The sequence below is a fragment of the Streptomyces sp. NPDC005423 genome, from assembly GCF_040606415.1.
Classification (GTDB): domain Bacteria; phylum Actinomycetota; class Actinomycetes; order Streptomycetales; family Streptomycetaceae; genus Streptomyces.
Map to the genome: position 1 here is coordinate 1 of NZ_JBEXET010000068.1, position 12,294 is coordinate 12,294.

The following is a 12,294-nucleotide window of genomic DNA, read 5'->3' on the forward strand; positions in this document are numbered from 1 at the left end:
CGAGCTCACAGCACCGCAGACCCCCGTCGCGCTGAGCTGACACGCTCACAGCAAGTCACCAACATGGGTTGACAACTCCATTGGGAATCCTTTCGCAGGTCGGTGGAGTCCGCGTCGGGTGCGGTATCAGCGGACGACGAAGTCCTGGTTGGTGCCCGGGGCGTTCTTGCACTGCCACTGGTCCAATTGCTGTCCCGGGGTGCTGCCGGCGCCGTAGACGTCCAGGCACAGGCCGCTGTTGCGATTCTGGAAGGCGTAGGAGCCGTCGGACTGGCGCACGGGCAGCCAGAGGGCGTTGGCGGCGGTGCCGGGGGCCTGCTGCACGATGTCCGGGGTGCCGGCCGTCGTGGAGCTGCCCGCGACCGCCACGTCCTGGCCGGAGTGCTGGGCGCGCAGTTCGCCGTAGCCGTCGGCGGCCGGCACGAACAGGAACCGCTGGTTGTCCTGCCCGTTGCAGGGCCACTGGTCGACCACGGCGCCCGCCGCGGTGGAGTTGCCGTAGACGTCCAGGCACAGGTTGTCATCGGCGACGACGAGTGGGTGGTAGCCGTCCGGAAAGCCCGTGGCGCCGGAGGAGGCCGGGGTGAGATAGACGGCGAACGCGTCGTGCGCACCCTGGAAGGTGAGCGGCACGGTGAGCGAGCCACCGGATGCGCTCACGTTCTGGTCGTACACGGTCTGCGGCGCACCGAGCGGTGCCTGGTCCGGGATGCGGTGCACGGTGACGCGGACGCTGCCCGCATTCGTCAGCCAGGACACGGAGGACAGTCCGTCGAAGGTCACGGACGCGGCGCCAGCGTACCCGTTGGAGTCGCCGATGAGCGCCACGGCGCGTTTGGCGGCGGAGTCCTCGGAGGCGGCTACGGCCGTGGAGCCGACCTGCCCGGAGGTGCCGACGAGGGTTCCCGTCATGTCGGCGTAGTCCCGAAGCGCCCACCAGTTGCCGGTCGGCTGCCAGGTGCCCCCGCTCTGGGTGAGCACTCCCGTCAGGTTCGGCGTGACGCAGCACACCCAGTTGCCGCGCATGGCGTTGGTGTATCCGGACTGCGCGAGCCGCGCCAGGTACCAGGCCGTCACACCGGCGGTCTGCCGGTCGGCGGGCTGGTACTCGTTCGAGGACAGCGGCAGCGGGCCGATGCCCGCCGAGCTCAGGGCGTTGCGCAGACTCTGGGCGACGGTGACGGGGTCGTCGACGTCACCCTCGTTGTGGTTGCTGATCATGTCGGGGACGGTGCCGGCGGCCTTCACGTGTGCGAGCCAGGTCTGCCACTCCCCCGGGTTGTGCTGCGGGGTGAAGGCGAGGGACGGGCCCACGATCTGCGCCCCGGGGGCGATGCGGCGGATCTCCCGGTAGGCGGTGTCCCACATCCGGAAGTACTGCGCGCTGTTGACGCCCCGGGTCCAGAACACGGAGATGTCCGGCTCGTTCCAGATGTCGTAGGAGAACGTGAGCCCCGACGCCTGCAGGGCCCCCACCGTGGCGTCGATGAAGCTGATCCAGCTCGAGCAGTCGCCGTTGTCGCACGGATACCTGGTGTCCGAGGGCTGGCCGCCGTTGGCGCCGTAGATGTCGCTGACCAGCACCTGGTACTGCGCGTGGTACGGCGGCCGGGTGAGCCGCCGGGCCTGCGCGGTGATCGAGTCGAGGTCGGCCCGGGTCGCCGAACCATACTGGTAGCCGTCCCTGATCCAACCGCCGGAGAACCATCCGCCGCCGCGGAACGCGTTGATCCCCAGCGGCTGCAGGAACTGGTCGACGGGCTGGGTGCCGTCCTGGCTGATGCCGTAGAGGAACCCCTCCCCCACGCCGGTCGACGGTCCCCGGGGCGAGGCCAGGTCGACGCTCAGCGACGTGCCCGAGGCGGCCTGGCTCGGCGCCGTCGTGACGAGCGCCAGCACGAGTGTCATGACGATGCCGGTCACCAGGGCCGCAATGCCGGGTCTCGCTGTCATCCTCATCCGATCCTCCTGAGTCGGGGCGGCGGCGCGATGCCCCCGCCCCGGAGTCGGGCGCGTTGGCTCACCGGGTCAGCTCAGCGTCCATTTCTGGTTGGGCTGGCCGTTGCAGGTCCACAGCTGTACGGGGGTTCCGTTGGCGGTGGCGGCGCCCGACACGTCAAGGCAGAGCCCGGACTGGGCGCTGGTGACGGTGCCGTTGGCGTTGAGCGTCCATTGCTGGTTGCTCTGGCCGTTGCAGGTCCAGGTGATGACCTTCGTGCCGGGGCTGGTGCCCTGCCCGGAGGCGTCCAGGCACAGGCGGCTCCCTGCGAGGGAGACGGTCAGCTCACCGGAGGTGCTCTCGGACCAGGTCTGGTTGGCCCCGCCGGAGCAGTCCCGGATCTGCGTCTGGGTGCCCGGCGTCGTCGAACTGCTCGGTACCTCCAGGCACTTGCCCGCGCCCACCGCGTGCAGCGCACCGGTGGTGCCGCCCCCGCCGCCCGTCGTCCCGTACCCCGCGGCGGTGATGCCGGCCTGGACGGCGTTCTCGGTGGCGTCGGAGGGGTAACCCGCCGTCATCGCGCCCTCGAAGAACTCGCCCTGTCCCGAGACACTGTTGTCGCCGCCGGTGCCAAGGAGGACGGAGTTGTCGACCTTCATCGGTGAGTATCCGTTGGGCAGGGGGCCGGAGAAGGTGGTGGTCAGTCCACCGCTTGTACCGTCGCCGTACTTGAGGGTGAAGTTGCTGGTGCCGTTGTTCTTCAGCCACGCGCTGACGAACGGGTGGTGCACGCCCTGGTTGTTCGGGTCCTTGTTGGAGCCGGTGTTGGTGTGGAACATGCCGTTCTCCAGGTCGGCCTCGACCCACGGGCCGCTGCCGGTGCAGCCGCCGAACCAGCAGGCGTTGCCCCAGTAGATGGCGTTCATGGTGGCGTTGCCGGTGTCGGTGTGGGTGTTCTCGCCGCTGCCGTAGTCGAAGCAGCACCACTGGTTGGTGAAGTTCGACGAGGTCACCATGTAGATGCCTTCGGGCTGGGAGCCGGTGGCGACGCCGCTCGCGTGGTCGATGCGGTAACCGACACCGGGGGTGACCTTGACACCGAAGACCTGGTGGCCGCCCGCGGTCACCGGCAGGGCCATGGCGTCGGCTCCCACGTCGGATCCGCTCGGACCGGGCCCTTTCCAGTAGCCGCCCCAGGAGATCGGCAGGTCGTTGTGGCGGGTGGTCTGGTCGTAGATCTTCGTGATCGTGCACGAGGTGCCAGCGCAGAACGACACCTGGGAGGCGGCGTCGGCGTACCCGCCTGGGGCGAGCAGCCCGATGTCGCGGTAGGCGTGGTCGGAGGACCGCTGGATCTGGTATAGCGGTCCGTCGTACGCCGCGAAGAGCGCCCTGGTCGTGGAGTGGGCCGTCACGCACGGCGTGCCGCCGGCGGCATAGGTGTCGCACGGCAGCGACGCGGCGGCCGCGGGGCCGTGGGTCGAGTCGTGTAGGGCGCTGGTGGTGCCGGTCGGCGGGGACGTGGCGAAGGCCGGGGTGCCCCACGCGGCGAGGGCCATCGCCAGGGCGGTGAGGAACGAGGCGATCGGGAACGGGGCGACCAGGAACCCGGCCGGGAAGCGCCTTCGCCGGTGGTCGGCTGTTGATCCGGGCAAGGAGTCCTCCTCCGTGGCGGTGCGAGGGGCAGAGGGAGTCAGCCCAGCGTCCACTGCTGGCCGCTGCTCCCGTTGCAGGTCCACAGCTCGGCGAGGGTTCCGTCAGCCGTGGCCCCGCCGGTGACGTTCAGGCACAGGCCGGACTGCACGCCGGTGATCGTGCCGTTGGAGTTCAGCGTCCACTCCTGGTTGCTCTGGCCGTTGCACGGCCAGATCTCCACCTTCGTCCCCGGCGTGGTCTGGTTGTCGTAGGCGTCCAGGCACGTCTGGGCGCTGCCGGAGTAGACGGTGAGCCGGCCGGACGCGGTGTGCGTCCAGGTCTGGTTGGCGCCGCCGTTGCAGGTCCAGATCTCCACCTGGGTGCCTGCGGTCGTGGTGGAGTTGGGTACGTCCAGGCACTTGCCGGCGCCGACCGCGTGCAGTTCTCCTGTCACGCCGGTGCCTCCGCCGCCGCTGGTGCCGCCCGCTACGCGGTACATGACCGTGCCGTGGGCCGGTACCGAGGCGCTGATGGTGCCGGAGGTGGTCGAGGACCCGCCCGACCACAGGTCGGTGAGGGTGTAGGCGGACGCCCCGGTCTTCCCGATCGCGGCCGCGGTGGTGGTGATGGTCGCCGTGGAGCCCGTCTCATTGAACAACGCGACCGACACGTCCCCGTTCGCGAGCGGCTTGGCCAGCACGTCCAGGCCGCCGGCGGACGACACCATGGTGCCCTGCTTGCCGAGGAGGTCCTGGTCGACCGCGATCACGCGGGAGTTGGTCAGCGTGGACAGGGTGGAGGCGCTCGCCTGGGGGATGTTGGTGCCGGCGATGAGCGGCGCGGCCATCTCCGCCCAGAGGCTGAACTCGCTGCGGTTCTCGGTGGCCGTCATCGAGCCGTTGCCGACCTCCAGCATGTCCGGGTCGTTCCAGTGGCCGGGTCCGGCGTAGGAGGCCAGCCCCACATTGCTGTGGAAGATCGACAGCATGCTGGAGAAGGTCGGGCTGATGTCTCCCGTGGTGCGCCAGCTGTTGCCCACGTCGGCGCCCCAGGTCCACACGTTCTCCTGGCCCCAGTTGCACAGGCTGTACAGGATCGGCCGGCCGGTGGCCGCGAGCGCGTCCCGCATCGCGGTGTAGCGGGTCCGTGCCGGTACGCCGGTGTTGTTGCAGTTGTCGTACTTCAGGTAGTCCACGCCCCACGACGCGAACGACTGCGCGTCGGTGCTCTCGTGGCCGAGGCTGCCCGGGTATCCCGCGCAGGTGGCGGTGCCCGCGTCCTCGTAGATCCCCAGCTTCAGGCCCAACGAGTGGACGTAGTCGGCGGTGCCCTTGATGCCGTCGGGGAACTTCGCCGGGTCCGGCACCAGGTGACCGCCGGAGTCGCGGCTGTGGGTCATCCAGCAGTCGTCGATGTTGACGTACGAATAGCCCGCCGCCTGCATGCCGTTGGTGTGCATCGCCTGGGCTGTGGACTTGATCAGCGCCTCGGAGACGTCGCAGCCGTAGGCGTTCCAGTCGTTGAAGCCCATCTGCGGGGTCGGCGCGAGTCCGTTGCCGAGGGCGGCTGCGGGTGGTGCCGTACCGAGGGCGATCAGGGGTGCGGCCACGGCGAGCAGCACGGCGGAGAGGGTGAGCGCCAGGGTTCTGCGCAGGGACAGCAGCGGGGGCAGCGGATTGGTCGTGGGCATGGGGCATCTACTCCTGGACCGGGTCGGGGAAACTGACGGGCGGTCAGCGATAGTCGGCGGCGGTGACGTTGGCCTGCACCGCGTTGTCGGTCGCGTCGGAGGGATAGCCTGCGACGACGGCTCCCTCGTAGAAGGTGCCGGCGCTCAGGTTGGCGCCGCCGCCGGGCTTGCAGCAGTCGCCGCCGCTGCCCAGGACGATGGCCCCTTGTTTCCTCATGGGGCTGTATCCGCCGGGCAGCGCGCCGTCCCACAGGGCGTCCTGGGCCGCGGCGTCCGCGAAGCCGCCGGGTGCCTGCACGCCGATGTCCCGGGTCGCGCTGTCCGAGGCTCGCCTCACCTGGTACAGAGGGCCGTTGTACGAGCGGTAGAGGGCACGCACCGTGCTGTGCGCGGCGACGCACGGGGTACCGCCTGCGGCGTAGATGTCGCACGGACCGGACCCCTGGGGCGCCGAACTCACCACAGGTGCCGCCGACGCCGGCGCAGACCATGTCGGCCCGGTCACCAGCAGCATGGCCAGCAGTCCCGTCACGATCACGGCGGCCGCCGCGGACGGGCGCGACGCAGGAGCGGTGGGGCGACAGGGCGGAGCGGATGGAGGCTGCATTCTGTGTCCTCGCATGGACGGGGGAAAGGGGACGGAGAGTGCTGTGCCTGTCCGAGAAGGTGCGTGAGGGGTGTCGACCGCTCCCGTCAGCGTGCCCGAGAGCACTCACAGGGAACACGCATACATCCCATGTCGCATAGTGATCCCACAGGCTCAATGCCCTGTCAATAGAAGGTACTTGGGAACTCATCGCTCGATACATCCCATGTCTGGCTCATAATGGGACCGCATGAGGGCATGCCTGAACCCGCGCCCGGCGACCGCTGCGGTACCGAGCGCGGGTTGTCGCCTTCCGGCCTACCTCGCGCCGATCACCTCACCCGAGATTCCAGTGCTGATGGGCGCCGCCGTTGGCGTCCCACACCTCGACGGGACTTCCGTTGGCGGTCTGCCCTGCGGGCACTTCCAGCGCCCTGCCGGAGGCGACGTTGGTCAGGGTGTACGAGCCGTCGCCGTTCCGGCTCGCCCGCCAGTGCTGGTTGGCACCGCCGTTGGCGTCCCAGATCTCCATCCGTGTGCCGTTGCCCGTCTGACCGCCCGGCTCGTCGAGAACCCGCCCGCTGCCGACATTCGTCAGCGTGAACGAACCGTCGGTGTTCTGGCTCGCCCGCCACTGCTGGTTCGCGGCGCCGTTGGCGTCCCAGACCTGCAGGGTCGTGCCGTTGGCCGTCTGCCCGCCCGGCACGTCCAGCGCCCGGCCCGCGGCGACGTCGGTCAAGGAGTACACCGTCCCCGGAACGATGCCGCCCGGGTTGCCGCCCCCACCGCCGCCCAGGGCGCTCAGGACCGAGCCGTAGGCCGGCTTCTTGTTGCCTCCGCCGTCGAACAGCAGCGGGTTGTCCCCGCTCCGCCAGGAGTCGCTGTCCCGGATGCCCCAGACGGTGATGCCGGTGCAGCGGGCCACGTTCATACAGGCTTTGACGGTGTTCGCGTACGCCGTGGAGGGTGCCTGCGCGATGTCCAGTTCGGTGATCTGTACGTCGACGCCGAGCGCGGCGAAGTTCGACAGGGTGGTCTGGAAGCTCGACGGTGGGCCGCCGGTGCCGAAGTGGGACTGGAAGCCGACGCAGTCGATGGGCACACCACGGGACTTGAAGTCGCGCACCATGGCGTAGACACCCTGGGTCTTGGCGTCCGACCAGTTCTCGATGTTGTAGTCGTTGTAGCAGAGCTTTGCCGACGGGTCGGCGGCCCGGGCGGTGCGGAAGGCCTCTTCGATGAAGCCGTTGCCCAGCACGTTCTGGAACACCGAGCTGCGGTGCTGGCTGCTGCCGTCCGCGAACGCCTCGTTGACCACGTCCCAGGCGTAGATCTTGCCCTTGAAGTGGGTCATCTCGGTGGTGATGTGGTTGTCCATCACCGTGCGCAGGGTGTTCGCGTCGGTGATGGAGCTGACCCAGCCGGGCAGTTGGGAGTGCCAGACGAGGGTGTGGCCGCGCATCCGCTGTCCGTGGGCGGTGGCATGGTTGACGATCTGGTCGGCGGGGCCGAAGTTGAAGTTGCCGCGGGAGGGTTCGGTGGTGTCCCACTTCATCTCGTTCTCGGGCGTGATCATGTTGAACTCGCGGTCCAGGATCCCCGAGTAGGTCGCGTCACCGAGCTTCCCGGCGGCCACGGCCGTTCCGAAGTAGCGGCCGCTGTCGGCCGCTGACGCCCCCAGCGTGCCGGAAGCTGCGTGCGCGGCGGGGTTGGCAGGGCCGGCCAGAGCCAGTGCCGTGCCGGCTGCCAGTACGGCTGCCAGGGCCAGGATCTTGCGCGGACGGGGTTCTTCGTTGAGCCAGGACATGAGGGATCAGTCTCCTTGTGTGGGGGATGGCACCGGCCGGGAGTCGGTGCCCCGGCCGAGTGGGGTCACTGGGGCGGGGCGACCGGCAGCGCGGTCCACTGCTGGTTGGCGCCGCCGTTGCAGTCCCACAGGACCAGTTGCGTTCCGTCGGTGGTGGACGAGCCGGGGTCGTCGAGGCAGCGGCCGGAGGCAGGGTTGCGGTAGCCACCGTTGTACGCCTGCCATAGCTGGTTGCCGCCGCCGTTGCAGTCCCAGATCTCGATCCTCGTGCCGTTGGCGGTACCGCGGCCCGTTGCGTCGAGGCACTTGCCGAGTGCCCGCAGCGTGCCGTCGGAGAGCGCGGACCACTGCTGTCCGTCGGAGCCGTTGCATGCCGCGATGTCCGCGGCGGTCCCGTTGACGGTGCTGCCGTTGTCGACGTCGAGGCACTTGCCCGCGATGCCGGAGCGCACCTCACCACCCGCCGATGCCGGCGGCTTGATCCAGCCGGCCGCGTCCGCGGCCTGGACGCCCGCGTTGAAGGCGTCCGCCATCTTGCGGAAGCCGTTGTCGTTGGGGTGCAGGGCGTCGGAGAGATCCGCGGTGGTCAGAGCGTTCATGTCCACCAGCCGTACATGTTTGCCGGCGGTCTGCTCGGCCTGCACGATTCCGGGGAGCTTGGCGTTGAACGCGGGACGGACCGCCTCCTCGGTGCCGCTGGTGGAGACGATCACGGTGCCGACGAGGACGGTCGCGTCAGGGGCATCGCGGGTGATCTGGTCGATGAGCGCGCGGAGCCGGTCGGGGGCGGTCGGGACCTGGTAGCTGCCGTTCAGGTCATTGGTGCCGATCTCCAGGGTGACCACGTTGGGGCGGTAACCAGCCAGCACGGCGTCGGCGATGCCGGCGATCTGGTCGATCCGCCAGCCGGAGTGGCCTTCGTTGTCCGGGTCGGGCAGGGTGCCGTTGCGGCCCGAGCCGACGAAGTCCAGAGCATGCCCCTCGGCCGACAGCTGGTTCGCCAGGAAACCGCGGTAGCTGTTCCCGGACGGGCTGCCGACGCCCCAGGTGATCGAGTCGCCCAGCGGCATCAGCCGCAGGGGGGCGGGCGCGGCGGCGGCGCCTTCGGCGGAGGGCGGCGCCCCGGTGGCGGTGGCGGACGCCGCGGGTGGTGCCGCGCCGATGGCGAGCGCGGCCGTCAGCGCGGCAGCAAGGGATACCGAGCACTTCTTCATGAGCGTTCCTCACTGGTGCGGGACAGTGGGTGGGGAGAACGAGCACACGAATCGAACGGTCAGCGGGGGATCAAGTCCCGGTGGGTGCCGGCCGCGCTCCTGCAGGGCCAGGGGCCGGTGTCCGCATCCGGTGACGAGTGGCCCGCGGCCGGTGGTGGGCCGGCCGCAGACCGGAGCCCTTCAGGTCAGTTGAGGCTCCAACGCTGGTTGGAGCCGCCGTTGCACGGCCAGAGTTCTGCCAGGGCGCCGTTGGCCGTGGAAGCGCCGGTGACGTCGAGGCACAGCCCGGACTGGACGCCGGTGACGGTGCCGTCCGCGTTCACCTGCCACTGCTGGTTGGCACCCCCGTTGCACGGCCAGGTCACCACCTTGGTGCCGGCGGACGTCTGGTTGTCGTACGCGTCCAGACACATCTGGCTGCTGCCGCTGTACACGGTCAGCTGGCCCGAGGAGGTGCGGGTCCACGTCTGGTTGGCGCCGCCGCTGCAGTCCCAGATCTGCAGTTGTGTACCGGCCGTGGTGGAGGAGTTCGGCACGTCCAGGCACTTGCCCGCGCCCACCGCGTGCAGCGCGCCGGTACTCGTTCCGCCCCCTGCGGAGTTGCCGTACCCGACCGCGGTGATGTTGGCCTGGACCGCGTTCTCCGTGGCGTCCGACGGGTAGCCGGAGGTCATCACGCCTTCGTAAAAGGTGCCTTGGGCACCCTTGCTGTTGTCGCCGCCGGTGCCCAGGATGATGGCGCCCTGCTTGCGCATCGGGTTGTATCCCGAGACGTTGGGGCGTACTCCGTCGTAGAACGTGGACAGGCCGCCGGACTGCGCGTTGCCGCCACGGATCGCCCAGTGGTTCGGGCCACCCTTGATGATGGCGGTGGTGTAGCGGTAGTTGATGGTGGGGTCGTTGGCGTTGTAATGCTGGTTCGCCCCGGAGAAGAGCCCGTTCTCCAGGTCGGCCATGATCCATGGACCGTTGCCCGAACCGTAGCCCCACACCTTGATGTTGCCGAAGTAGATGGCCTCCATCGTGCCGTTGCCGTCGTCGTTGCTGTCCGTCTCGGCGTTGCCGTAGTCGAAGCAGCAGCCGCCGTTGTAGTGCGTGCCGTCGAAGATCGCGTACATGCCCTCGGCGTTGTCCCCGGTGGCGATGCCGTTCGTGTGGTTGTTCCGGTAACCCGTACCGGGTGCCACGAAGACGCCGTAGGCCTTGTGTCCGCCCACTGTGGTGGGCGCGGCGGTTGCGTTCGCGAGGTTGTCGGGGCCGCCCGCGGCACCGCCGCCGGGTGCCTGGGTGAGGTTGTTGTTGCGGCCGGACTGGTCGTAGATGACCGTGATCAGGCAGGACGTCCCCGAGCAGAACGAGTCCTGGGCGGCGGCGTCGGCGTACCCGCCCGCGCTCAGAACCCCGATGTCACGGGTGGAGCTGTCGGAGGCGCGCCGGACCTGGTACAGCGGCCCGTTGTACGAGGTGTAGAGCGCTCGTGTGGTGCTGTGCGCCGCCACACAGGGCGTGCCGCCTGCCGCGTAGATGTCACAGGGCCCGGACGTGGCGGCCCGAGCTGTGCCGGCCGTGGCCGTCGCGCCAGCGAGAGCGCCGGCGACGAGCGCGGCTGCGGCCCCCGCCCGGGCGAACGTCTTCCACCGGGAACGGGCCGGGCCCGCCGACGGAGGGAGATGTGTCCGAGGCGACGCGTTTCGGGGCGCGCCACGGTGGCGTACCGCCGCGAGTAACCGCTCGACGCTGTCGCGCCTGGGCAGCAGACGCCGTCTTGTACGTGTGGTTCCCATCTGGACTCCCTACCGTGCCGGTGCAACCCGGTCTGGTTGCGGTGGTGGCGGTGACACATGCCGAAGCGCCTCAACGTGCCGTTGTGCAGTGGGATTGCCGAGACACATCGGGGATGACGGCGTGAAAGGTCTCGCAGGGTGGCAAGGGTGGGGAGACCCTTCCTGCGGTGCTTGTTGCGGAATCGATTCGACTGCTGATTGCCGCGGTTCGCAAGCTCTTGGGAAGCACGAAAAGTTGCGATGGAACGGGCCCGAGCCGCGGCCCGACCTACTGCCGCCATGGTGCTGGGGCCGCGCCAGTGCCGCCGACGGCCGGCCACCGAACCTACGGATGACCCTTCATCAGGTCACTGACCAGGAATGTCTCCGACTGCACCCAGATGACGGAGCACCGGAGCGAAGGCCACTCGCCGAAGCAGATTCCCCTGAACGGGGATTGGCGCCGTTTGCGCTTCGCAGTACGCGACTGGTCTGCGCAACGCCGGACGTGAAATCCCGTCGAATCGCTTGCGTCGAATCGGTTCGCCCTGTGCTCGTAACGTCGTGAGACGTGAAACGGGCCCGCAGCCCCAACCCGATGAAGGGGAGATTGCACGTCCTGCCGCTGTCCGAAACCGTGCGACTTCTCCGTCATCGGTTGCTGGGCCGCCAGGCACCTCGACGGTCAGCCACCATCCGGCCCTCCCCGTGGCGTCCGGCGCGGCGAGGACGGCGTCGGCCTCGGCATGCCGTTCGAGGAGTTCGACCCTGGCACGAGGACCGCTCTCCTCCGAGAAGTCACTCTTCGCCACCCAGGACCGTGACTTCTTCAGGCCTGGCGGCGCATCCTGATACCGCGCGGGTGGCACCGTGCGACGTACATGTCCAGTGGCCCCGTGATGGTGGCGACCGCCGAAGCCACACACAACACGCGACGGACTTCCCGCGTAGGCAGTGCACAGGTGATGTGCATACCCGACGATGTCGACGGGGACTGGTCCGCGCCCCAGGCCTGACCCTTCGAGCCTGGCTGCCGGGCGTACCGGAGCTGCGGCCGCCGACCCTGACCGACCTGGACTACCACCTCGGCACTCTGTTCCCGCCGGTCAGACCTCGCGGCTGGCTCGAGTTGCGGATGATCGACGCGCAGGACGGCGACGACTGGGTCGTGCCGACCGTGCCGGCCGCGACGCTCCTGAACAACACAGCGGCAGCCGATGCCGCCTATGCGGCAACCGAGCAACTCTGCCGGCACTCACGGCGACCCGTACCCTCCAACGACGTCTGGCTGCGGGCGGCCCGCACCGGACTCGATGACCAGGACCTAGCCAAGGCCGCCCGCGCCTGCTTTGCCGCTGCCGAAAGCGCCCTCGCCGTTCCCGGCACCCCGGCGGTCCTGCGCCATGTCCTGACCGAATTCGCCGAGCGCTACACCGAGCGCGGCCGGTCCCCCGCCCACGACCATCTGGACGCGCTCCGCCGCACCTGAACCCAGCAGGAGGAAAGAGGGTCTCCATCCCGGCCAGCCCGCGGGCGAGTGCGCCTGATCGCCGCGGACATGGCGACGAACCCTGAATCCGTGCCCACAGGCAACAGCATCCCCGGTGTCCATCTTTTCGATGCTCGTCTTAGAGAGGGACCGCGCAATGCTCAGGTCGCG

General features: G+C 69.3%; 5 protein-coding genes and 3 pseudogenes. 1 reads left to right on the forward strand and 7 read right to left on the reverse strand.

Annotated elements, in window-relative coordinates; all coding sequences use genetic code 11:
• Positions 1-126: 126 nt before the first annotated feature.
• From ABZT12_RS36915 to ABZT12_RS36945, 7 genes and pseudogenes are all read right to left on the reverse strand, one after another.
• Entirely contained in the window at positions 127-1,959 is a 1,833-nt protein-coding gene (locus ABZT12_RS36915) for an RICIN domain-containing protein (protein ID WP_356393470.1), read from the reverse strand.
• A gap of 69 nt (positions 1,960-2,028) precedes the next feature.
• On the reverse strand, positions 2,029-3,594 hold the full coding sequence (locus ABZT12_RS36920; protein ID WP_356393473.1) for an arabinofuranosidase catalytic domain-containing protein: 1,566 nt from the start codon (positions 3,592-3,594) through the stop codon (positions 2,029-2,031).
• A gap of 38 nt (positions 3,595-3,632) precedes the next feature.
• Positions 3,633-5,264: a ricin-type beta-trefoil lectin domain protein gene (locus ABZT12_RS36925; RefSeq protein ID WP_356393476.1), complete on the reverse strand. Its 1,632-nt coding sequence runs from the start codon at positions 5,262-5,264 to the stop codon at positions 3,633-3,635.
• Positions 5,265-5,307: 43 nt separating this feature from the next.
• Positions 5,308-5,706 (reverse strand): annotated as a pseudogene (locus ABZT12_RS36930) (arabinofuranosidase catalytic domain-containing protein); the annotation flags it as partial.
• A 499-nt stretch (positions 5,707-6,205) separates the two neighbouring features.
• Positions 6,206-7,657, reverse strand: a pseudogene (locus ABZT12_RS36935) (endo-1,4-beta-xylanase); the annotation flags it as partial.
• Positions 7,658-7,722: 65 nt separating this feature from the next.
• Entirely contained in the window at positions 7,723-8,871 is a 1,149-nt protein-coding gene (locus ABZT12_RS36940) for a ricin-type beta-trefoil lectin domain protein (protein ID WP_356393479.1), read from the reverse strand.
• A gap of 185 nt (positions 8,872-9,056) precedes the next feature.
• A pseudogene (locus tag ABZT12_RS36945) lies at positions 9,057-10,490 on the reverse strand (arabinofuranosidase catalytic domain-containing protein); the annotation flags it as partial.
• A gap of 742 nt (positions 10,491-11,232) precedes the next feature.
• Here ABZT12_RS36945 and ABZT12_RS36950 point away from each other — a divergent pair.
• A complete protein-coding gene (locus tag ABZT12_RS36950) occupies positions 11,233-12,123 on the forward strand; it encodes a glutamate-cysteine ligase family protein (RefSeq protein ID WP_356393515.1) in 891 nt (296 codons plus the stop codon).
• Positions 12,124-12,294: the final 171 nt, after the last annotated feature.